The following is a 19,974-nucleotide window of genomic DNA, read 5'->3' on the forward strand; positions in this document are numbered from 1 at the left end:
GCGCGCGGCGGGGAAGCGGCCACAGAACCGCCCTTATGCTGGCACGCATGTGCGGAATTGTTGGATACGTGGGCGCTCAGACCGCCCTCGACGTAGTAATCGCAGGCTTGCAGCGACTGGAGTACCGGGGTTACGACTCGGCCGGTGTCGCGGTGCAGGTGCAGGACTCCGAGGGGCAGTGGAGCCTGGCCACCGACAAGCGGGCCGGCAAGCTCGCGAACCTGGAGAAGTCGCTCGCCGAGACCCCCCTGCCCGGCGGCACCACCGGCATCGGCCACACCCGCTGGGCCACCCACGGCGGCCCGACGGACGCCAACGCCCACCCCCACCTGGACGACAGCCAGCGGGTGGCCGTGGTGCACAACGGCATCATCGAGAACTTCGCCCAGCTGCGCGCCGAGATCGCCGAGCGCGGCCACACCCTGCGGTCCGAGACCGACACCGAGGTCGTCGCCCACCTGCTGGGCGAGGCCTACGCGGGTGACCTCGCCGAGGCCATGCGGGTGGTCTGCCGTCAGCTGGAGGGCGCCTTCACCCTGGTCGCCGTGCACGCGGACGCGCCGGACGTGGTCGTCGGTGCCCGCCGCAACTCGCCGCTGGTGGTCGGCCGCGGCGAGGGCGAGAACTTCCTCGCCTCGGACGTCGCCGCCTTCATCGCCCACACCCGCGAGGCGATCGAGCTGGGCCAGGACCAGGTGGTCGAGCTGCGCCGGGAGGGCGTGACCGTCACCAACTTCGACGGCACCCCGGCCGACGTGCGCGAGTACCACGTCGACTGGGACGCCTCCGCCGCCGAGAAGGGCGGCTACGACTACTTCATGCTCAAGGAGATCGCCGAGCAGCCGAAGGCGGTCGCCGACACCCTCCTCGGCCGGATCGGCACCGACGGCCGGCTGACCCTGGACGAGCTGCGGATCTCCGACGCCGACCTGCGCTCGGTCGACAAGGTCGTCATCGTGGCCTGCGGCACGGCCTTCCACGCCGGCATGATCGCCAAGTACGCGATCGAGCACTGGACCCGCATCCCCTGCGAGGTCGAGGTCGCCTCCGAGTTCCGTTACCGCGACCCGATCATGGGCCCGGGCACGCTGGTCATCGCCATCTCGCAGTCCGGCGAGACCATGGACACCCTGATGGCCCTGCGGCACGCCCGCGAGCAGGGCGCCAAGGTGCTGGCGATCTGCAACACCAACGGCTCCACCATCCCGCGCGAGTCGGACGCGGTGCTGTACACCCACGCCGGGCCGGAGGTCGCGGTCGCCTCGACCAAGGCGTTCCTGACCCAGCTGGTCGCCTGCTACCTGGTCGCCCTGTACCTGGGCCAGGTGCGCGGCACCAAGTGGGGCGACGAGATCTTCGCCGTCATCAAGGAGCTCGGCGACGCGCCGAAGCAGGTCGAGCAGGTCCTGGAGACCATGGAGCCGGTGCGCGAGCTGGCCCGCTCGCTGGCCGACGCCCGCTCGGTGCTGTTCCTCGGCCGCCACGTCGGCTTCCCGGTGGCCCTGGAGGGCGCGCTCAAGCTCAAGGAGCTGGCGTACATGCACGCCGAGGGCTTCGCGGCGGGCGAGCTCAAGCACGGCCCGATCGCGCTGATCGAGGAGGGGCTGCCGGTCGTGGTGGTCGTGCCCTCGCCGCGCGGACGCTCGATCCTGCACGACAAGATCGTCTCCAACATCCAGGAGATCCGGGCCCGCGGCGCCCGCACGATCGTGATCGCCGAGGAGGGCGACGAGGCGGTCGTCCCGTACGCGGACCACCTGATCCGCATCCCGGCCACGCCGACCCTGCTCCAGCCGCTGGTCTCCACCGTCCCGCTGCAGGTCTTCGCCTGCGAGCTGGCCACGGCCAAGGGCCACGAGGTCGACCAGCCGCGCAACCTGGCGAAGTCGGTCACCGTCGAGTAGGTCCACGCCCGTCGGCAACGGCGCCCCTGCGGTGGCTGCGTCCTACCGCAGGGGCGCCGTGTCGAGCGTGAAGGAGAACGGCGCGGGCAGGTCGATGGGCTTGCCGAACTCGACTTGGCTGCGTGTGACGTAGTCGCCGTCCCGGGGACTGGTGAACAGCGTCACCATCCCCTCGCTGCGGTCGATCAGCAGGTAGCACGGGATGCCGGCTGCGGCGTAGCCCCTGCGCTTGGGCTCGCGGTCCTTGTGCGGGTTGGAAGAAGTGATCTCGAAGACGAGCAGAACGCCTTCGGCGGGGGCCCAGGAGTCCGCGTTCTCGAAGTGGCCGACCGGGACCACGGTGCCGTCCGGGATGAACCGGCTCTTGGGACCGATGATCAGGCCCTTGTTTCCCGAGAGGTCCAGATCGATCGCGGCCTTGCGGAAGAACTGCTTGGCGAGCAGCGAGAACGCAGTCTCATGCGGCCCGTCCGGCGGCGGTGTCACGACGATCTCCCCTTCGATGAGCTCCGCCTTGAAACCGGGCGGAGTGTCCAGCCCCAGAAACGCCTGGAGGACGCTGTCCTGGTCCAGCGGGTGCTCGACTGCCGGCATGGCGACCATGGCCCTTCTCCCTCCTGCTGGTTCGTGTCGAGCCACAAGGTAGGTGCACGGACTCAAGCCGGTGGGGGATCGAAGTTGGTGTCACTCGAAAGTGTGCCGCAGGGGCGGCTCCCGTGGGGCGGGGGCGCGGGCTAGCGTCGTCGGTACGTCGACGGTCGGAGGAGCCCCGCCATGCGTCATGCACATCCTGTGGAAACCGTCCGGGCAGCCGAGGCCGCGCTGATGGCGCGGCTGCCGGAGGGCACGCTGATGCAGCGGGCGGCCGCCGGGCTGGCCGCGACCTGCGCGCGGCTGCTGACGCGGCGTCGGGGGCGGGTGTACGGCAGCCGGGTGACGGTGCTCGCGGGGAGCGGGGACAACGGGGGTGACGCGCTGTACGCCGGGGCCGCGCTGGCCCGGCGCGGGGCGCGGGTGACGGCGGTGCTGCTGGCGCCGGGGAAGGCGCACCCGGGCGGGCTGGCCGCGCTGCGGGCGGCCGGCGGGCGGGTGACGGTGGAGCAGGAAGTCGGCCTGGCCGACTTCTCGAGCGCGGACCTGGTGCTGGACGGCATCGTCGGCATCGGCGGCCGGGGCGGGCTGCGCCCGGAGGCGGAGCCGTACGCGCGGTCCGGGCGGTCCGGGACCGTGGTGGCGGTGGACCTGCCGAGCGGGGTGGACGCCGACACCGGCGAGGTGCCCGGCGCGGCGCTGCGGGCCGACGTCACCGTCTGCTTCGGCACGTACAAGCCCGGGCTGCTGGTCGACCCGGGGGCCTCGTACGCGGGTGTGGTGCAGCTGGTCGGCATCGGGCTGGAGCCGCCCGCCGCCGAGGTGACGGCGCTCCAGCACGCGGACGTGGCGGCACTGCTGCCGGTGCCGGGCGCGGAGAGCGACAAGTACCGGCGCGGCGTGGTCGGGGTGGCGGCCGGCTCGGCGACCTACCCGGGGGCGGCTCTGCTGGCGGTGGCCGGGGCGCTGCACGGCGGCGCGGGCGCCGTCCGGTACGTGGGCGCGGCGGCCGAGGAGGTGGTGCGGCGCTTCCCCGAGGTGCTGGTCACCGAGGGCGGGCCGGCCGGGGCCGGACGGGTGCAGGCCTGGGTGGTCGGGCCGGGCGGCGGCGAGGGGGCGCGGCAGGCGCTGACCGAGGCGCTGGCGAGCGACGTCCCGGTGCTGGTGGACGCGGACGGGCTGACCGAGCTGGGCCGGCTCGGCCCGGACGCGCTGGCCGGCCGCACCGCGCCCACCCTGCTCACCCCCCACACCGGCGAGGCCGCCCGGCTGCTCGCGGGCGCCGGGGGCGGCACCCCGCCGGCCGCCGACGAGCTGGCCGCGGCCCGGCTGGCCACCGCCCGCCGCCTCGCGGCCGACTACCGCGCGACGGTGCTGCTGAAGGGCTCCACCACGGTGGTCGCCGATCCGGGCGGGGCCGTCCGGGTGAACTCCACCGGCACCTCCTGGCTGGCCACCGCGGGCAGCGGCGACGTCCTGGCCGGGCTGGCGGGCTCCCTGCTGGCGGCCGGCCTCGCGCCGCTGGACGCCGCGTCGGCGGCCGCCTACCTGCACGGCCTGGCCGGCCGCGAGGCGGCGGGGGTGCCGGGCGCCCCGACCACGGCGCTCGCGGTGGCGGGGGCGCTGCCGGGGGTGTGGCGGGCGGTCCGGGAGGCGTAGCCGGGAACCGGCAGCCCGGTGCCCGGTGCCGGGCGGTCCGGAGCCGGGCGCTCCGCCGGGCCGTGGCCCGCGCCGGGGCCGCGTCGTGGCCCGCGCCGTCGACCCGCCCGGAGCGGGAACCGAAATGTCCGTACACGGCGTCCTCAGCAGGGCGGACGGGCCGACCGCCGCAGGTCGGCGCGTCGCGGGGGCCGCCGCGCCGACGGGCCGTTCGGCGAGGACTCCGGGACGTCTGGGAGACTGACCCTGATGACAACTGCGAACACGACCGGCACAGCCCCCCTGACCGACGGCCTCCGGGCCGAGGCGACCATCGATCTCGCCGCCCTGCGCGGCAACCTCGCCGCCCTGCGCGAGCGCGTCGGCAGCGCGGCGGTGATGCTCGCGGTCAAGGCGAACGCCTACGGCCACGGCGCGGTCGAGTGCGCCCGGGAGGCGGTCGCGAACGGGGTCGGCTGGCTCGGCTGCGCGACGCCGGACGAGGCGCTGGCGCTGCGGGCCGCGGGCATCCGCCCGGAGCAGGCCCGCGTCCTGTGCTGGCTGTGGACGCCGGGCGGGCCGTGGCGCGAGGCGCTGCGCGCGGACCTGGACATCTCGGTCAGCGGCCAGTGGGCGCTGGACGAGCTGCTGCCCGCCGTGCGCGAGACCGGCATCCCGGCCCGGGTGCACCTGAAGGCCGACACCGGCCTCGGCCGCAACGGCTGCCAGCCGCGCGACTGGCCGCGGCTGGTCGCCGCCGCCCGCCGGGCCGAGACCGAGGGGCTGCTGACGGTCGTCGGCGTCTGGTCGCACTTCGCCGCGGCGGACGAGCCGGGCCACCCGTCGATCCAGGCCCAGCTGGACTCCTACCGCGCCGCGCTGGCCACGGCCGAGGCCGCCGGGCTGCGCCCCGAGGTCCGGCACCTGGCGAACTCCCCGGCCGCCCTGCTGCTGCCCGAGTCGCACTTCGACCTGGTCCGTACCGGCCTGGCCGCGTACGGGCTGTCGCCGGTGCCGGAGGTGGGTTCGCCGGCCGACTTCGGGCTGCGCCCGGTGATGGCGCTGACCGCCCGGCTGGCGCTGGTCAAGCACGTCCCCGGCGGGCACGGGGTGAGCTACGGCCACCACTACACGACGCCGGGCGAGACCACCCTGGGCCTGGTCCCGGTCGGCTACGGCGACGGCATCCCCCGGCACGCCAGTGGCACCGGTCCGGTGCAGATCGACGGCAAGTGGCGCACGGTGGCCGGCCGGGTCGCGATGGACCAGTTCGTGGTGGACCTCGGCGGCGACACCCCGGCGATCGGCGACGAGGTGCTGCTGTTCGGCAACGGCGAGCGCGGCGAGCCCACCGCCGAGGACTGGGCCCGCGCCTGCGGCACCATCTCGTACGAGATCATCACCCGGATCGGTGCCCGGGTGCCCCGCCGCTACCTGGGCGGCAGCCACCCGGAGGGCCCGTCGGCATGACCGGCGCACCGGCCGAGGGCAGTCCGGTCGCGGCGGTCGCCAAGGCGGCGGGTGCCGCCTCCGGGGTGAGCCGGGCGGGTGTGATCGGGATCTCGGTCGGCGTGCTGGCGGCCGGGGCGGCCGCGGGCGTCGCGATGGAGCGGCTGACCGTCGGCCGGGCGATGCGCCGCCGGGCCCGGGCCGAGCTGGACGCGAACGCCCCGTACGGCTCGCTGCGCGGCCGTCCGAGGCGGGTGGCCGCGCCGGACGGCACCGAGCTGTACGTCGAGCTGGACGGCACCGGCTGGAGCGGGCCGGACGGGGACGGCGCCGGTGCCGAGCCGCTGACCGTGGTGTTCTGCCACGGCTACTGCCTCAACCAGGACAGCTGGCACTTCCAGCGGGCCGCGCTGCGCGAGGGCATGCGGCTGGTCTTCTGGGACCAGCGCAGCCACGGCCGCTCCGAGCGCTCCCGTTCGTACCTGGCGGGCGAGCCGGCCGGCATCGACCAGCTGGGCGGCGACCTCAAGGCGGTGATCGACGCCGTCGCCCCGACCGGGCCGCTGGTGCTGGTCGGTCACTCGATGGGCGGCATGACGGTGATGGCGCTGGCCGACCAGCACCCGGAGCTGTTCCGCGAGCGCGTCGCCGGGGTGGCGCTGATCGGCACCCTCGCCGGGGACTGGAACGACGTCAGCCTCGGCCTGCCGAGGGCCGGCGCGAAGCTGTTCCGGAAGGTCGCGCCCGGCATGGTGAAGCTGCTGGGCCGCCAGGTCGACCTGGTCGAGGCGACCAGGCGGCTGGGCTCGGACGTGGCCGCCGTGTTCTACCGGAAGTTCTCCTTCGGCGGCCGGGACGTCGACCCCGGCGTGGTGCGCTTCGCCGAGCAGCTGCTGGACGCCACCCCGATCGACGTGGTCGCCGAGTTCTACCCGGTGTTCGGCGCGCACGAGAAGTACGAGGCGCTGGCCGCCCTGCGGGGCCTGCCCGCGCTGGTGCTGGCCGGGACGAAGGACCTGCTGACGCCCTCGACGCACAGCGAGGCGATGGCCGAGCGGCTGCCCGGCGCCGAGCTGGTCCTGGCCGAGGGCGCCGGGCACCTGGTGATGCTGGAGCGCCCCGAGCTGGTCGACCACGAGCTGGCGCGGCTGCTGCGCCGGGCCGCCGGCTTCGCCGGGGCCGCGCCACTGCCCGCGGCCGTCCTCGACCTGGCCCGGGAGCGGGCCGTGGATGTCGTGGGAACCGTCGTCGACCCCGCGTGAGCCCCGGTGGCGCGCGGATGTGGCACGGTAGCGGTGGCGGCCGGTGGTCGGTGCGCCGTACGGACCGAAGGGCAAGAAACGCGCATGGGCTCGCACGCCACTCTCACCGTCCCCACCCCGGAGCGGATGGGCCGGCTCGGCCGGGAGCTGGCCGCGCTGCTGCGGCCGGGGGACCTGGTGCTGCTCTCCGGTGAGCTGGGAGCGGGGAAGACCACGCTGACCCGGGGCCTGGGGGAGGGCCTCGGGGTCCGCGGGGCGGTGACCTCGCCGACCTTCGTGATCGCCCGGGTGCACCCCTCGCTGGTCGGCGGCCCGGCGCTGGTGCACGTGGACGCGTACCGGCTGGGCGGGGACCTGGACGAGATGGAGGACCTCGACCTGGACGTCTCGCTGCCCGAGTCGGTGGTCGTGGTCGAGTGGGGCGAGGGCAAGGTCGAGCGGCTGTCCGAGGACCGGCTGGAGGTCCGGATCGAGCGCGCCATCGGCGACACGGCGGACGGGGACGACCAGGACCCGCGCCGGGTGGTGCTGACCGGCATCGGCCCGCGCTGGGCGGACGTGGCGCTGACGGACCTCGGATAGCCGACGGGCGTCGGCGGCCCCCCGGCGACATGCCGGCGACGTGCCGACGGGCGTCGACGACCCGCCGACGACGTGCCGACATCTTGCCGACAGGCTGTCGGCAAGATGTTGCGGGCGGGGTGCCGGGCGTGGTGGGATGGGTGCTGCGGTTAGGTCTGCCTAACTAGGGAGGCGCCATGTCGAGCCCCACCCCCGCCCCGAAGCGCGCGGTCCCCGCCGCCGGGGCCGGAGAGTCAGCCCGTCGCGCTCCGGGAGAGCCGATGCGGGCGCTGCTGGCCGCCTGCGCGGCCGCCGAGGCGGTGTCCACCCCGCCCGAACCGCGGCCCCGGCAGGACGAACGGCCCGAGGCGCAGGCGCCGCGGGCCGCGTGAGGCCGAGCCTTCCGGGCCCGGACCAGCCGGGCTGATCCGCGCCCGGGCCGCCCGGACCGGCCGGACCCGTTCCGGGTCGTCCCGCGTCAGGCGATCACGACCACCTTGGTCTCCTTGGGCGCGAAGTCCCAGAGCAGCTGCCCCTCGGCGCGCCCGCTGCGGATGCCGCCGGTCTTGGCGGTCGGGTCGGTGGTCGGCGTCGCGCCGTCCACCGCCGCGCTGAAGCCGAACACCACGCCGTTCTGCTGTGCGAAGCGCACCACGTGCTCGATCTGCTTGCCGTCCGTCCCGGTGGTGGTCGGGGTGCGGCTGTACACGGCGTAGCTGCCCGGGGTCGGCTCGACCGAGCCGGGGGTGACCGGGAAGGCGGCCGCCACCTGCGGGGTCTTCTTCGGGTCGACCAGCCAGACGTAGTGGCTGCCGACCGAGTAGACGACCCGGAGGCCGGTGCCCGAGGTGGCCGGCAGCGCGGGGACGGTCGGGGTGGCCGAGGCGGTGGGCGCCGCGGCGGTGGCCGTGCCGGTCGCCGTGGTGGTGGCGGTGGGCTTGGGGCCGCCGGCCCGGTCCTGGGCGCCGTTGGCCTGGAAGGCCAGCAGGCTCACCACCGCCAGGGCCCCCAGGGTCAACCCCGTGACCACCACTCCAGGACCCATCTTCGCCACGTTGCCGCTCCCGCCGCCGTCCCTTTACGTACGGCCCCATCGTGCCAGGTTCATCCGCGCGGGTCGCAGCGCCTCGGATGTGTGTTCCCGGGTGGTACACCCTGCCGATCGGCCGGTCGGCCCAACGCGGTCTAACCTTGACCCGTGCTGCTGCTCGCGTTCGACACCGCTACCCCCGCCGTCACCGCCGCCGTCCACGACGGCACGGCCGTCCTCGCCGAGACCCACCAGGTCGACGCCAGGCGCCACGGCGAACTGCTGCTGCCCGCGATCGACGGGGTGCTGCGGGCCGCCGGGGTGGACAAGCACCGGCTGACCGGCATCGCGGTGGGCGTCGGCCCCGGCCCGTACACCGGCCTGCGGGTCGGCCTGGTGACCGCCGCCGCGCTCGGCCACGCGCTCGGGCTGCCGGTGCACGGGGTCTGCACCCTGGACGCGATCGCCTTCCAGGCCCGGGCCGAGGGCCTGGCCGGGCAGCCGTTCACCGTCGCCACCGACGCGCGCCGCAAGGAGGTCTACTGGGCCTCGTACGACGCCGAGGGCCGTCGCACCGAGGGCCCGGGCGTGGACCGCCCGGCCGAGCTGACCCCGCAGCAGCGCTCCGTCGGCGCCGGCGCGCTGCTCTACCCCGAGGCCTTCCCGGGCGGGCACGGCCCCGAGCACGTCTCGGCCGGTGCCCTGGCCGGCTTCGCCGCCGCCGAGCTGGCCGCCGGGCGCGAGCTGCTGCCGAACCACCCGCTGTACCTTCGCCGCCCGGACGCCCAGGTGCCGGCGGGCTACAAGGCGGTGCTCCCGGCGTGAACCACGGCACCACCCTGCGCCCGATGCGCTGGTGGGACATCGCGCCGGTGCTGGACCTGGAGCTGCGGCTCTTCCCCGAGGACGCCTGGTCCGCCGGGATGTTCTGGTCCGAGCTGGCCGAGGCCCACCCCGGCGGCACCCGCCACTACACCGTCGCGGCCGCCGCGGACGGCACGATCGTCGGCTACGCCGGCCTGATGGCGATCGCCGGCGAGGGCGACGTCCAGACCATCGCCGTCGACGAGCGCCACCAGGGCGCCGGCCTCGGCGCGGCGCTGCTCACCGACCTGATCCGGGAGGCCGCCCGGCGCGAGTGCGCCGAGCTGCTGCTGGAGGTGCGGGTGGACAACCCGCGCGCCCAGCGGCTGTACGAGCGCCACGGCTTCGAACCGGTGGGCATCCGGCGCGGCTACTACCAGCCCGCCAACGTCGACGCGCTGGTGATGCGCCTCGACCACCCGAGCACTGACAGCACTGACAGCACTGACCCGAAGGACATTGAGGACACCCGCCATGGCTGACGAACCGCTCGTCCTCGGCATCGAGACCTCCTGCGACGAGACCGGCGTCGGCATCGTGCGCGGCACCACGCTGCTGGCCGACGCGGTCGCCTCCAGCGTCAACGACCACGCCCGCTTCGGCGGCGTCGTCCCGGAGATCGCCAGCCGCGCGCACCTGGAGGCGATGGTCCCGACCATCCAGCGCGCCCTGGACACCGCCGGGATCAAGGCGAGCGACCTGGACGGCATCGCCGTCACCGCCGGCCCCGGCCTGGCGGGCGCGCTGCTGGTCGGCGTGAGCGCCGCGAAGGCGTACGCCTGGGCGCTGGACAAGCCGCTGTACGGGGTCAACCACCTCGCCTCGCACATCTGCGTCGACCAGCTGGAGCACGGCCGGCTGCCCTCGCCGACGATGGCCCTGCTGGTCTCCGGCGGGCACTCCTCGCTGCTGCTCAGCGAGGACATCACCAGCGACGTCCGCCCGCTCGGCGCGACCATCGACGACGCGGCCGGCGAGGCCTTCGACAAGGTCGCCCGGGTGCTCGGCCTCGGCTTCCCCGGCGGCCCGATCGTCGACCGCACGGCCCGCGAGGGCGACCCGAAGGCGATCGCCTTCCCGCGCGGCCTGAGCGGCAGGAACGACCCGGAGTACGACTTCTCCTTCTCCGGCCTGAAGACCGCCGTCGCCCGCTGGGTGGAGGCCAAGCGCCGGGCCGGCGAGGAGGTGCCGATCGCCGACGTGGCGGCGTCCTTCCAGGAGGCGGTCACCGACGTGCTCACCCGCAAGGCCGTCAAGGCGTGCAAGGACAACGGCGTCGACCACCTGATGATCGGCGGCGGCGTGGCGGCCAACTCGCGGCTGCGCGAGATGGCCCAGCAGCGCTGCGACCGGGCCGGCATCCGGCTGCGGGTGCCCCGGCCGGGCCTGTGCACCGACAACGGCGCGATGGTCGCGGCGCTCGGCGCCGAGATGGTCTGGCGCGACCGCACCCCCTCCGCCTTCGACCTGTCGGCGGACTCCTCGCTGCCCGTCACCGAGGTCCACGTGCCGCACACCGACGTCCACGGCCAGGCCTACGACGCCCTCGGCGGCGGCGCCGAATGACCGTCGCCGCGATGTGGGAGGCCCGGGCGGCGGCCGGCCGGGGGGCCGAACTCGCCGCCTGGGCGCGGGAGTCGGCGCTGCCCGCGCTGCGCGGCTCGGCCGGGCTGGAGCGCCTCGAACTGCTCTCCGCCCCGGGGGAGCGGGTGCTGCTGATCGCCTGGTGGAACGGCGAGCCGGTGCCCGTCGCCGACCCGCCGGCCGAGTTGCTCGGCCGCCCGGTGCACCGCTGGTCCTTCACCAGCGAACACGTCGAATAGGCCGCCACCGGGAACCGTGACCCCGGCAGTTACCGTGAATCAGCTGATAAGAAGCTGAACGGGAACCGGGAGTGCGGTGCGGTGAGCAGGGACGGGCGGAGCAGGACCAGGACCTACGCGGCGGGGGCGGTGGCCCTGCTGGCCTTCGCCACCGCGTGCGGCGACAACGGGGGCGCGGGCGGCGGCAAGGCCGCCCCGGCCGCCACCACGCCGGCGTCGGCCGCACCCCGGCCGAGCGGAGCCGCCACCCCGACCGGCGCGGCCGCCACCCCGGGCGCCGCCCCCGCCGCGGCGGACGCGGCGGCCTGGGCCAAGTGGAACCTCACCCCGCTCGCCCCCGCCCCGGCGCCCCCCGCCGACAAGCCGATCAAGCTCGAACGGACCGGCCCCGTACCGGTGTTCAGCGACGTGAAGACGAGCGACAAGGTCGTCTTCATCACCATCGACGACGGGGCCGAGAAGGACCCGAAGTTCGTCGAGATGCTCACCGACCTCAAGGTGCCGATCTCGATGTTCCTGACCCGGGACATCGTCAAGAACGACTACGCCTACTTCAAGCCGCTCCAGGCACTGGGCAACCACGTCCAGAACCACACCGTGGACCACCCGGTGATGAGCAAGATCCCGGCGGAGAAGCAGAAGTCCGAGATCTGCGACGCCCAGTCCGCGCTCACCCAGCAGTACGGCACCGCCCCGCTGCTGTTCCGCCCGCCGTTCGGCGACGGCGCCAACACCCCGACGCTCAACACCTCCGTCCAGCAGTGCGGCCCGCGCGCGATCGTGCTCTGGCGCGAGTCGATGCAGATCCACGGCATGCAGTACCAGTCGGGGGACAAGCTGAAGCCCGGCGACATCGTCCTGGCGCATTTCCGCGGCCCCAAGGAGCTCAAGGGCTCCACGATGACCCAGATGTTCGGCGAGCTGCTGGCCCGGATCCAGGAGCAGGGCTTCTCGGTGGCCCGGCTGGAGGACTACATCCAGGCGCCCGCGTCGTAGCCGCGGCTCAGACCGGCTGTCCCAGCATCATCAGCGGCCCGTTGTCGGTGCGGCTGAGGATCACCGTGACGGCGTTCGGCCCGGAGGGCTTGAGCTGGCGGCGCAGCTCCTCCGGGGTGATCGCCATCCCGCGCTTCTTGATCACCACCGTGCCGACCGCCCGCTCGCGCAGCAGGGCCTTCAGCTTCTTGATGTGGAACGGCAGCACGTCGGTGAGCTCGAAGGCGTGCGCGTACGGGGTGGCGACCAGCCGGTCCGAGGTCACGTAGGCGATCTTCGGGTCGATCAGCCGGCCGCCCACCTGCCCGGCCACCTCGGCCACCAGGTGGGCCCGGATCACCGCGCCGTCCGGCTCGTACAGGTAGCGCCCGACCGGGCCGGCCGGCGGGTCGGGCAGGTCGCCGCCGGTCAGGCTGGCGCCCTGCGGCAGCAGGGTGGCGCGGTGCGGGCTCGCGGCCCCGGTGCCGAACCAGAGCACCGCCTCCTTGACGTCGCCGTGGTCGGAGACCCACTCGGCCTCGGCGTCCTGCGGCACGGCCTCGTGCGGGATGCCCGGCGCGACCTTCAGCGCGCCGATCGGGGTCCGCCGGCCGGCCTCGATCGCCCAGGACAGCGGCGGGGCGTACGCCTCCGGGTCGAACACCCGGCCGCGCGAGGTGCGCCGGGCCGGGTCGGTGAACACCGCGTCGTAGCCGGTGACGTCCACCTCGGCGACGTCCGCGCAGCGCACCTCGACCAGTTCGGCCAGGCCCAGCGCGGCGGCGTTGGCCGCGGTGGCGGCGCAGGCCGCCGGGTCCTTGTCGACGGCCAGCACCTCGATGCCCGCCCGGGCCAGCGCCAGCACGTCCCCGCCGATGCCGCAGCACAGGTCCGCCAGCCGTCGCACGCCCAGGGCGGCGAACCGCCGCGCCCGCCACTCGGCCACGCTGCGCCGGGTGGACTGCTCGACCCCGTTGGGCGTGAAGTACATCAGGTCGGCGTCCGCCCCGAACTTCGCCCGGGCCCGCTGGCGCAGCCGCGCCTGCCCGAACGCCGCCGACACCAGCTCCGCCGGATGCGTCCGCCGCAGGCGGGTCGCCAGCGCCAGCTCCTCCTCGGGGGTGAACTCGCGCAACTCGGCGAGCAGGGCCTGGCCCTCGGGCGTCAGCAACGGCTGGAGGTTCTCGGTGTCCACGGGGCCATTCTCGCGGGTCGCCCGGTCAGCCGGTCGGCCGGAGCGGCGGCGCGGCGTTCACCGGCCGATGACGGGGACGTCGTGGGTCAGCCAGAACACCAGCGGCACCAGCGATGCCGCCGCCAGCGCGGAGTACGGCACGATCCGGTACCCGAGCCGCCGGGCGCCCCAGGCCGTCAGCCCCAGCAGCAGGAGCAGGACCGCGACGCCGAAGACGTCCAGGGCCGCCACCCCGGAGCCGTACAGGGCGAGCAGCTTCAGCGCGTTGAGCACGAACGACCCGACGAACGCCGCCACGACGGTCGTCACCACCACCACCACGGACAGCAGCAGGTCCGGCGCCCAGTGGATCCGCGGCCGCTCGGGCCGGCCGCTCCCCGTGATCGATGTCATGGCAGGAGTGTGTCGGAGCCGGGGCGGGTCGTACATGAGTACGGCCGAATCATCCGTGGAACCGGGGGTCCCAGGGCGCGCCGTTGGCACTCTGGTTGACTGAGTGCTAACACGGCCCTATGGTCGTCCTTGGCACTCACCACCTGGAGAGTGCTAACGCGACGACGCGTGTCTGACCCCCGCGACGGCAGGCTCGCAGGTTCGCCCCTACCCGTTAGAAAACCCCGTAATCTCCGAAGGGGAGCTCGGACGTGACCACCAGCAGCAAGGTTGCCATCAAGCCGCTCGAGGACCGCATCGTGGTCCAGCCGCTCGACGCCGAGACCACCACGGCCTCCGGCCTGGTTATCCCGGACACCGCCAAGGAGAAGCCCCAGGAGGGCGTCGTCCTGGCCGTCGGCCCGGGCCGCTTCGAGGACGGCCAGCGTCTGCCGCTCGACGTCGCCGTGGGTGACATCGTCCTGTACTCGAAGTACGGCGGCACCGAGGTGAAGTACCAGGGCGAGGAGTACCTGGTGCTCTCCGCCCGCGACGTCCTCGCGATCATCGAGAAGTAAGACGTTCCGACCCGCCCCGGATCCGTGTCCCAAGTGACAGGGGCCCGGGGCGTGGTTGTTGGTTCACGTAGTTCGGCGGCCGGTGGGCCGGCCGCAGCCCCGAGGGAATAGGGAACATGGCGAAGATCCTGCAGTTCGACGAGGACGCCCGCCGCTCGCTGGAGCGCGGTGTCAACAAGCTGGCCGACACCGTCAAGGTGACCATCGGCCCCAAGGGCCGCAACGTCGTCATCGACAAGAAGTTCGGCGCCCCGACCATCACCAACGACGGTGTCACCATCGCCCGCGAGGTCGAGCTGGACGACCCGTACGAGAACCTTGGCGCGCAGCTCGTCAAGGAGGTCGCCACCAAGACCAACGACGTCGCGGGTGACGGCACCACCACCGCCACCGTGCTGGCCCAGGCCCTGGTCAACGAGGGTCTGCGCAACGTCGCCGCCGGTGCCGGCCCGGCCGCCCTGAAGAAGGGCATCGACAAGGCCGTCGCCGCCGTCTCCGAGCACCTGCTGTCCATCGCCCGCGAGATCGAGGGCAAGGACGACGTCGCCGCCGTCGCGTCCCTCTCCGCGCAGGACACCCAGGTCGGCGAGCTGATCGCCGAGGCGATCGACAAGGTCGGCAAGGACGGTGTCATCACCGTCGAGGAGTCGAACACCTTCGGCGTGGAGCTGGACTTCACCGAGGGCATGCAGTTCGACAAGGGCTACCTGTCGCCGTACTTCGTCACCGACGCGGAGCGGCAGGAGGCGGTCCTGGAGGACCCGTACATCCTGATCAACCAGGGCAAGATCTCCTCCATCCAGGAGCTGCTGCCGCTGCTGGAGAAGATCCTCCAGGGCGGTGCCTCCAAGCCGCTGCTGATCATCGCCGAGGACGTCGACGGCGAGGCGCTGTCGACCCTGGTCGTGAACAAGATCCGCGGCACCTTCAACGCCGTCGCCGTCAAGGCCCCGGGCTTCGGCGACCGCCGCAAGGCGATCCTCGGCGACCTGGCCGTCCTGACCGGCGGTCAGGTCATCTCCGAGGAGGTCGGCCTCAAGCTCGACCAGGTCGGCCTGGACGTGCTGGGCACCGCCCGCCGCGTGACCATCACCAAGGACGAGACCACGATCGTCGACGGCGCCGGTGACACCGAGGCCGTGGCCGGCCGCGTCGCCCAGATCAAGGGCGAGATCGCCGCCACCGACTCCGACTGGGACCGCGAGAAGCTGCAGGAGCGCCTGGCCAAGCTGGCCGGCGGCGTCTGCGTCATCAAGGTCGGCGCCGCCACCGAGGTGGAGCTGAAGGAGCGCAAGCACCGCCTGGAGGACGCCATCTCGGCGACCCGCGCCGCGGTCGAGGAGGGCATCGTCGCCGGTGGTGGCGCCTCCCTGGTCCACGCCGCCAAGGTGCTGGAGGACGGCCTGGGCCTGTCGGGTGACGAGGCCACCGGTGTCGCCGTGGTCCGCAAGGCGCTGCACGAGCCGCTGCGCTGGATCGCCCAGAACGCCGGCCTCGAGGGCTACGTCATCACCCACAAGGTCGCCGAGCTGGAGACCGGTCACGGTTACAACGCGGCCACCGGCGAGTACGGCGACCTGCTGAAGGCCGGCGTCATCGACCCGGTCAAGGTCACCCGCTCCGCCCTGGAGAACGCCGCCTCGATCGCCTCCCTGCTCCTCACCACCGAGACCCTCGTGGTGGAGAAGAAGGAGGAGGAGGCCGACAACGGTCACGGCCACGGGCACGGCCACGGCCACTCGCACTGAGGCTCCGACGCCTGACCGGAGGCCCGGTCCGCGCCCCGCGAGGGGTGGCGGGCCGGGCCTCCGGCGTTCACCTTCGCGATTCAACTATCAGTAGAATTTTGCAGAATGCAAAGATTGCCTTATAACTAAGGCATGATCGAGGCCCGCCATCTGCGCGTCCTGCGTGCCGTCGCCCGCACCGGCTCCTTCTCCGCCGCCGCCCGCGAGCTGGGGTGTACGCAGCCCGCCATCAGCCAGCAGATGAAGGCCCTGGAGAAGTCGGTGGACACCCCGCTGGTGGTCCGCTCGGGCCGCGGGATGCAGCTCAGCGAGGCCGGCCGGGTCCTGCTCAAGCATGCCACCGGAATCCTCGCCGGGCTCTCCGCCGCCGAGGAGGAGGTCGCCGCGATCGCCGGGCTGCGGGCCGGGCGGGTGCGGCTGGTCTCCTTCCCGACCGCCAGCTCCACCCTGGTGCCGCCCGCGGTCGCCCGCCTGCGCGACGGCCATCCGGGGGTGCGCGTGTCGCTGGTCGAGGCGGAGCCGCCGGAGTCGCTGGCGATGCTGCGCGGCGGCGAGTGCGAGATCGCGCTGGCCTTCCGCTACCCGCAGTCCGACGGCGCCCTCGCGCTCCCGGCGCCCGCCCACGGCACGCCGCGCGAGGCCCGGGCCGAGGCCAATCTGGAGGCGCAGCAGCTGACCGCGGGGACCGACTGGTCCGACCTGGTGGTCACCCCGCTGCTGGACGACCCGCTGGTGGGCCTGCTGCCCGCCGGCCACGGGCTGGCCGGGCGCGGCGGGGCGGTGGAGCTGGCCGAGCTGGCGGGGGAGCAGTGGATCGCCGGCTGCCCGCAGTGCCGGGGGCACCTGGTGGAGCTGTGCGCCGGGGCTGGCTTCGAGCCGCGGATCGACTTCGCGACGGACGACTACCCGGCGGTGGTCGGCCTGGTGGCGGCCGGGCTGGGGGTGGCGGTGCTGCCCCGGCTGGCGCTCCGGTCGGTGCGTCCTGACGGCGTGTCGACGGTGCCGGTGCGCACGGCCTCGGGGGCGCCGGCGGTGCGCCAGGTGGTCGCGCTGACCCTGCCGGACCTGGCGGAGGTGCCCGCCGTGGCGCTGATGCTGGAGCGGCTGGCGGGGGCGGCCGCCGATCGCTGACGGTGGGTGACGGGCCTGCGGCGGCCCGGTACACACGGTGAGCCAGAAGGCTGAAGCGCCGCGAAGGAACGTTTCTTCACGGCGCTCGTGGAGGCGGGTCTAGCGCTGGGCGACCGCCGGCGGCGTCAGCGGAACCTCGACCAGCCGGTGCCGCGAGCGCCCCAGCATCTCCTCGCGCTCGTCCTCCGTCATCCCGCCCCAGACGCCGTACGGCTCGCGGACCGCCAGCGCGTGCGCCGCGCACTCGGCGATCACCGGGCAGCGCATGCAGACCTCCTTGGCGCTGGCCTCGCGCGAACTGCGCGCGGCCCCGCGCTCGCCCTCGGGGTGGAAGAAGAGCGAGCTGTCCACGCCACGGCACGCTGCGGAGAGCTGCCAGTCCCAGAGGTCCGCGTTGGGACCGGGGAGGCGGGAGAAATCTGCCATGGCTCATTCCCTTCAGAGGCTGTCGGCCGTCGGCCGGGCGTTCGGCGGGGCTGCTGCCGAGCGGTACGGCGGGGCTTCGATGCGCTGGTGTGGACACCTGGAAATATGACTTAAGGCAACTCCATGGACAAGTCACCCACACACTGGCACAACAGTCAATGACCATACGAAAGCTATAAAAACGGGCATAGTGGGCAAGGGCTCCGCCGGGCGCGGGCGTGGCAATCGGGTGGCCGACGGGCGCGCGACGTGCCGAATCGGTGTGCGGGTCGTACGCCGACCGCGCGCGAGCTGCGCAAAAGTGCGGCGTGTGCACCGCGATGCGGCTGATCGGTAATGGGTTGGCCACGTACAGTGGTGGAGATGGCCCCGAAGGCCGTAACTCATTCGAGTGACGGTCGTTGGAAGTGCGGAGGCGGTTAGCGGGCGCCGGACGTCGGGAACGATCGCGGGCAGGTTGGGGCGATCAGGACGAAGTCTGTCGCCGATCGGCCGTGTCGGAGAGGTTCGTACCAGCCAGGAGGCTCAACGTGACGCGGATCAGCTGCGGAGGACGACGGTCATGACTTCCGTTCTCGTTTGCGACGATTCCCCGCTCGCCCGCGAGGCGCTTCGCCGCGCGGTCGCGACCGTACCCGGTGTGGACCGGGTCACCACCGCGACGAACGGGGAGGAGGTCCTCCGCCGCTGGGTGGCCGACCGCTCCGATCTCGTTCTGATGGACGTCCGGATGCCCGGCCTCGGCGGGGTCGAGACGGTCCGGCGGCTGCTGTCCGCCGACCCGGGCGCGCGGATCATCATGCTCACCGTCGCCGAGGACCTCGACGGCGTCGCGCTCGCGGTGGCCGCCGGCGCCCGCGGCTACCTGCACAAGGACGCCTCGCGCGCCGAACTGCGGGCCACCGTCACCCAGGCCCTCGCCGACCCGACCTGGCGGCTCGCCCCGCGCCGGCTGCGCAGCCCCGACATGGGCGCGGCACCGACGTTGACGGCGCGTGAGATCCAGGTGCTGGAGGGCATGAGCCACGGCCGCAGCAACGCCGAGATCGGCCGCGAGCTGTTCCTCTCCGAGGACACCGTCAAGACCCACGCCCGACGGCTGTTCAAGAAGCTCGGGGCCTCCGACCGGGCGCACGCGGTGGCGCTGGGCTTCCGCTGGGGCCTGGTCCGCTGACCACCGGCGGCGCCGCCGGTTGCGGCGTGCCGTCGGCGGTTCCCGGAGCGGGTGCCGCACGGGCGTGTGACGTTACGGTCCCGAGGTTGCACCATGGAGGAGTGGAGCACCTCGGGGACCAGCGGGCAGGCACTGCGGCGAACCACGCAGCCGCAGGACACTCGGCGGACGGCGCGACGGACGGGACCACCGACGGCGGCGGGGCGGGAGGCGGCACGGTGCAGGAGGGGCCGGTGGTGCGCGGCACGCCTTACGGTGCCGCAGCGCATAACGTTCCGGTGCACAACTCCGGACGCGGTGCCGCGTTTTCCCGCTCGACCAGGCACCATGGACCGATGCGTGACGACGTCGCCGGTGCGGCCGGCCAGGCGGACCCGGTGGAGGCCGAGCCCTCCGGTCCGGGCCGTGATCCGTCGTACGCCGATTCCGACGGTTCCGACGATCCCACCGGCCTGACCGGGCCGGACCGCCCGCCGGTGCTCGGCACGGGCGGCTCGCCGCTGGTGGGCGAACTGGTCGCGGCCGCGGTGCGCGGCGAGGGCCCGGCGATCGACGCGCTGCTCGCCTACGTCCACCCGCTGGCGCTGCGGTACTGCCGCGCCCGGCTGGTCCGGCTGCCCGGCGGGGCCCGGCACCACGTGGACGACGTCGCGCAGGAGGTCTGCGTGGCGGTGCTCTGCGCGCTGCCCCGGTACAAGGACCAGGGGCGGCCGTTCGAGGCCTTCGTGTACGGGATCGCGGCGCACAAGATCGCCGACCTCCAGCGGGCCGCGATGCGCGGGCCCGGCTCGACCGTGGTGCCCCAGGACGACCTGCCCGAGGTGCCGGACGAGGCGCTCGGCCCGGAGGAGCAGGCGCTGCTGAGCAGCGACGCCGCCTGGGCGAAGGAACTGCTCTCCAACCTGCCGGCCCGTCAGCGCGAGCTGGTGCTGCTGCGGGTGGCCGCCGGGCTGTCGGCGGAGGAGACCGGCGAGGTGCTCGGGATGTCGCCCGGCGCCGTCCGGGTCGCCCAGCACCGGGCGCTCAGCCGGCTGCGGGCCCTCGCGGAGGAGTCCTCCTGAACGGGCCCTCCTGACCGGGCCGTGCCGATCCGTGCCGCTTTCGCCCGTTGCGGGGGAATGAGCCACGGGGCGGGGGTGTTGTCAAGGGCACACGAGGACACATTCGCGGTGCCAGTACCATGGGGTATCGGCGCCTGGGCGGGTTGCCAAAGTTTGACGGGTGCGGCCGGGGTCCCCTTGGAGGATCCTCCC

At 73.9% G+C, this 19,974-nt stretch carries 21 protein-coding genes; 16 read left to right on the forward strand and 5 right to left on the reverse strand.

Annotation, left to right across the window (positions count from 1 at the left end):
* Nucleotides 1-47: 47 nt before the first annotated feature.
* A complete protein-coding gene (gene glmS, locus ACFWP2_RS04100) occupies nucleotides 48-1,904 on the forward strand; it encodes a glutamine--fructose-6-phosphate transaminase (isomerizing) (protein WP_360349549.1) in 1,857 nt (618 codons plus the stop codon).
* A 42-nt stretch (nucleotides 1,905-1,946) separates the two neighbouring features.
* Here glmS and ACFWP2_RS04105 read toward each other — a convergent pair whose 3' ends face one another.
* Nucleotides 1,947-2,498, reverse strand: a complete 552-nt coding sequence (locus tag ACFWP2_RS04105; protein WP_380448214.1) for a Uma2 family endonuclease — start codon at nucleotides 2,496-2,498, stop codon at nucleotides 1,947-1,949.
* Between the two features lie 180 nt (nucleotides 2,499-2,678).
* On the opposite strand from ACFWP2_RS04105, the gene ACFWP2_RS04110 reads away from it, so the two are divergent.
* The 5 genes from ACFWP2_RS04110 (at nucleotide 2,679) to ACFWP2_RS04130 (ending at nucleotide 7,797) form a co-directional block, all read left to right on the forward strand.
* Nucleotides 2,679-4,154 carry an NAD(P)H-hydrate dehydratase gene (locus tag ACFWP2_RS04110; protein ID WP_380448012.1) on the forward strand — a complete coding sequence of 492 codons (1,476 nt, stop codon included), beginning with the start codon at nucleotides 2,679-2,681 and terminating at the stop codon, nucleotides 4,152-4,154.
* Nucleotides 4,155-4,403: 249 nt separating this feature from the next.
* Nucleotides 4,404-5,603, forward strand: coding sequence for an alanine racemase (gene alr / locus ACFWP2_RS04115; protein ID WP_380448014.1), 1,200 nt, complete (start codon nucleotides 4,404-4,406; stop codon nucleotides 5,601-5,603).
* Complete coding sequence (locus ACFWP2_RS04120) at nucleotides 5,600-6,844, forward strand: alpha/beta fold hydrolase (protein WP_380448016.1); 1,245 nt, start codon at nucleotides 5,600-5,602, stop codon at nucleotides 6,842-6,844. Before alr ends, ACFWP2_RS04120 begins: the two co-directional genes overlap by 4 nt.
* A gap of 84 nt (nucleotides 6,845-6,928) precedes the next feature.
* Complete coding sequence (gene tsaE, locus ACFWP2_RS04125) at nucleotides 6,929-7,426, forward strand: tRNA (adenosine(37)-N6)-threonylcarbamoyltransferase complex ATPase subunit type 1 TsaE (protein WP_380448018.1); 498 nt, start codon at nucleotides 6,929-6,931, stop codon at nucleotides 7,424-7,426.
* A gap of 176 nt (nucleotides 7,427-7,602) precedes the next feature.
* Nucleotides 7,603-7,797: a hypothetical protein gene (locus ACFWP2_RS04130; protein WP_380448020.1), complete on the forward strand. Its 195-nt coding sequence runs from the start codon at nucleotides 7,603-7,605 to the stop codon at nucleotides 7,795-7,797.
* Between the two features lie 86 nt (nucleotides 7,798-7,883).
* On the opposite strand, the gene ACFWP2_RS04135 is transcribed toward ACFWP2_RS04130, so the two are convergent.
* Complete coding sequence (locus tag ACFWP2_RS04135; protein WP_380448022.1) at nucleotides 7,884-8,450, reverse strand: hypothetical protein; 567 nt, start codon at nucleotides 8,448-8,450, stop codon at nucleotides 7,884-7,886.
* 153 nt (nucleotides 8,451-8,603) lie between these two features.
* Here ACFWP2_RS04135 and tsaB point away from each other — a divergent pair, with 153 nt between their 5' ends.
* The 5 genes from tsaB to ACFWP2_RS04160 all read left to right on the forward strand — a co-directional run bounded on the left by tsaB (nucleotide 8,604) and on the right by ACFWP2_RS04160 (nucleotide 12,118).
* Complete coding sequence (tsaB, locus tag ACFWP2_RS04140; protein ID WP_380448025.1) at nucleotides 8,604-9,260, forward strand: tRNA (adenosine(37)-N6)-threonylcarbamoyltransferase complex dimerization subunit type 1 TsaB; 657 nt, start codon at nucleotides 8,604-8,606, stop codon at nucleotides 9,258-9,260.
* Nucleotides 9,261-9,283: 23 nt separating this feature from the next.
* Nucleotides 9,284-9,781, forward strand: a complete 498-nt coding sequence (gene rimI / locus ACFWP2_RS04145) for a ribosomal protein S18-alanine N-acetyltransferase (protein WP_380448216.1) — start codon at nucleotides 9,284-9,286, stop codon at nucleotides 9,779-9,781.
* Complete coding sequence (gene tsaD / locus ACFWP2_RS04150; RefSeq protein WP_380448027.1) at nucleotides 9,774-10,865, forward strand: tRNA (adenosine(37)-N6)-threonylcarbamoyltransferase complex transferase subunit TsaD; 1,092 nt, start codon at nucleotides 9,774-9,776, stop codon at nucleotides 10,863-10,865. Before rimI ends, tsaD begins: the two co-directional genes overlap by 8 nt.
* Nucleotides 10,862-11,122 (forward strand): hypothetical protein, encoded by a 261-nt coding sequence (locus ACFWP2_RS04155; protein ID WP_380448029.1) that lies wholly within the window; start codon nucleotides 10,862-10,864, stop codon nucleotides 11,120-11,122. Before tsaD ends, ACFWP2_RS04155 begins: the two co-directional genes overlap by 4 nt.
* Nucleotides 11,123-11,203: 81 nt before the next feature.
* Nucleotides 11,204-12,118 carry a polysaccharide deacetylase family protein gene (locus tag ACFWP2_RS04160; RefSeq protein ID WP_380448031.1) on the forward strand — a complete coding sequence of 305 codons (915 nt, stop codon included), beginning with the start codon at nucleotides 11,204-11,206 and terminating at the stop codon, nucleotides 12,116-12,118.
* A 7-nt stretch (nucleotides 12,119-12,125) separates the two neighbouring features.
* On the opposite strand, the gene ACFWP2_RS04165 is transcribed toward ACFWP2_RS04160, so the two are convergent.
* Both ACFWP2_RS04165 and ACFWP2_RS04170 read right to left on the reverse strand, forming a co-directional pair.
* On the reverse strand, nucleotides 12,126-13,292 hold the full coding sequence (locus ACFWP2_RS04165; protein WP_380448033.1) for an SAM-dependent methyltransferase: 1,167 nt from the start codon (nucleotides 13,290-13,292) through the stop codon (nucleotides 12,126-12,128).
* 57 nt (nucleotides 13,293-13,349) lie between these two features.
* The gene (locus ACFWP2_RS04170; protein WP_380448035.1) at nucleotides 13,350-13,685 is read right to left on the reverse strand and encodes a hypothetical protein; all 336 of its coding nucleotides are present in this window, start codon (nucleotides 13,683-13,685) and stop codon (nucleotides 13,350-13,352) included.
* A 251-nt stretch (nucleotides 13,686-13,936) separates the two neighbouring features.
* Between ACFWP2_RS04170 and groES the strand changes: the two genes are divergently transcribed.
* The 3 genes from groES (at nucleotide 13,937) to ACFWP2_RS04185 (ending at nucleotide 17,121) form a co-directional block, all read left to right on the forward strand.
* Nucleotides 13,937-14,242 carry a co-chaperone GroES gene (groES, locus tag ACFWP2_RS04175; protein WP_014136232.1) on the forward strand — a complete coding sequence of 102 codons (306 nt, stop codon included), beginning with the start codon at nucleotides 13,937-13,939 and terminating at the stop codon, nucleotides 14,240-14,242.
* A gap of 116 nt (nucleotides 14,243-14,358) precedes the next feature.
* Nucleotides 14,359-15,990, forward strand: coding sequence for a chaperonin GroEL (gene groL, locus ACFWP2_RS04180; RefSeq protein ID WP_380448037.1), 1,632 nt, complete (start codon nucleotides 14,359-14,361; stop codon nucleotides 15,988-15,990).
* A gap of 132 nt (nucleotides 15,991-16,122) precedes the next feature.
* On the forward strand, nucleotides 16,123-17,121 hold the full coding sequence (locus tag ACFWP2_RS04185; RefSeq protein ID WP_360349428.1) for a LysR family transcriptional regulator: 999 nt from the start codon (nucleotides 16,123-16,125) through the stop codon (nucleotides 17,119-17,121).
* A gap of 99 nt (nucleotides 17,122-17,220) precedes the next feature.
* Here the strand turns inward: ACFWP2_RS04185 and ACFWP2_RS04190 are convergent, their stop codons facing one another.
* A complete protein-coding gene (locus ACFWP2_RS04190; RefSeq protein ID WP_350519940.1) occupies nucleotides 17,221-17,547 on the reverse strand; it encodes a WhiB family transcriptional regulator in 327 nt (108 codons plus the stop codon).
* A 562-nt stretch (nucleotides 17,548-18,109) separates the two neighbouring features.
* Here ACFWP2_RS04190 and ACFWP2_RS04195 point away from each other — a divergent pair.
* Nucleotides 18,110-18,721, forward strand: coding sequence for a response regulator transcription factor (locus ACFWP2_RS04195; protein WP_014136228.1), 612 nt, complete (start codon nucleotides 18,110-18,112; stop codon nucleotides 18,719-18,721).
* Nucleotides 18,722-19,056: 335 nt separating this feature from the next.
* On the forward strand, nucleotides 19,057-19,782 hold the full coding sequence (locus ACFWP2_RS04200; protein ID WP_380448040.1) for a sigma-70 family RNA polymerase sigma factor: 726 nt from the start codon (nucleotides 19,057-19,059) through the stop codon (nucleotides 19,780-19,782).
* The last annotated feature ends 192 nt before the right edge of the window (nucleotides 19,783-19,974 follow it).

Source organism: Kitasatospora sp. NPDC058444, from assembly GCF_042721415.1.
Classification (GTDB): Bacteria; Actinomycetota; Actinomycetes; order Streptomycetales; family Streptomycetaceae; genus Kitasatospora.

Coding starts and splice junctions, on each gene's coding strand:
- glmS (WP_360349549.1), top strand. CDS start 48: ATGTGCGGAATTGTTGGATACGTGGGCGCTCAGACCGCCCTCGACGTA.
- ACFWP2_RS04105 (WP_380448214.1), bottom strand. CDS start 2,498: ATGCCGGCAGTCGAGCACCCGCTGGACCAGGACAGCGTCCTCCAGGCG.
- ACFWP2_RS04110 (WP_380448012.1), top strand. CDS start 2,679: ATGCGTCATGCACATCCTGTGGAAACCGTCCGGGCAGCCGAGGCCGCG.
- alr (WP_380448014.1), top strand. CDS start 4,404: ATGACAACTGCGAACACGACCGGCACAGCCCCCCTGACCGACGGCCTC.
- ACFWP2_RS04120 (WP_380448016.1), top strand. CDS start 5,600: ATGACCGGCGCACCGGCCGAGGGCAGTCCGGTCGCGGCGGTCGCCAAG.
- tsaE (WP_380448018.1), top strand. CDS start 6,929: ATGGGCTCGCACGCCACTCTCACCGTCCCCACCCCGGAGCGGATGGGC.
- ACFWP2_RS04130 (WP_380448020.1), top strand. CDS start 7,603: ATGTCGAGCCCCACCCCCGCCCCGAAGCGCGCGGTCCCCGCCGCCGGG.
- ACFWP2_RS04135 (WP_380448022.1), bottom strand. CDS start 8,450: ATGGGTCCTGGAGTGGTGGTCACGGGGTTGACCCTGGGGGCCCTGGCG.
- rimI (WP_380448216.1), top strand. CDS start 9,284: ATGCGCTGGTGGGACATCGCGCCGGTGCTGGACCTGGAGCTGCGGCTC.
- tsaD (WP_380448027.1), top strand. CDS start 9,774: ATGGCTGACGAACCGCTCGTCCTCGGCATCGAGACCTCCTGCGACGAG.
- ACFWP2_RS04155 (WP_380448029.1), top strand. CDS start 10,862: ATGACCGTCGCCGCGATGTGGGAGGCCCGGGCGGCGGCCGGCCGGGGG.
- ACFWP2_RS04170 (WP_380448035.1), bottom strand. CDS start 13,685: ATGACATCGATCACGGGGAGCGGCCGGCCCGAGCGGCCGCGGATCCAC.
- groL (WP_380448037.1), top strand. CDS start 14,359: ATGGCGAAGATCCTGCAGTTCGACGAGGACGCCCGCCGCTCGCTGGAG.
- ACFWP2_RS04185 (WP_360349428.1), top strand. CDS start 16,123: ATGATCGAGGCCCGCCATCTGCGCGTCCTGCGTGCCGTCGCCCGCACC.
- ACFWP2_RS04190 (WP_350519940.1), bottom strand. CDS start 17,547: ATGGCAGATTTCTCCCGCCTCCCCGGTCCCAACGCGGACCTCTGGGAC.
- ACFWP2_RS04195 (WP_014136228.1), top strand. CDS start 18,110: ATGACTTCCGTTCTCGTTTGCGACGATTCCCCGCTCGCCCGCGAGGCG.
- ACFWP2_RS04200 (WP_380448040.1), top strand. CDS start 19,057: ATGCGTGACGACGTCGCCGGTGCGGCCGGCCAGGCGGACCCGGTGGAG.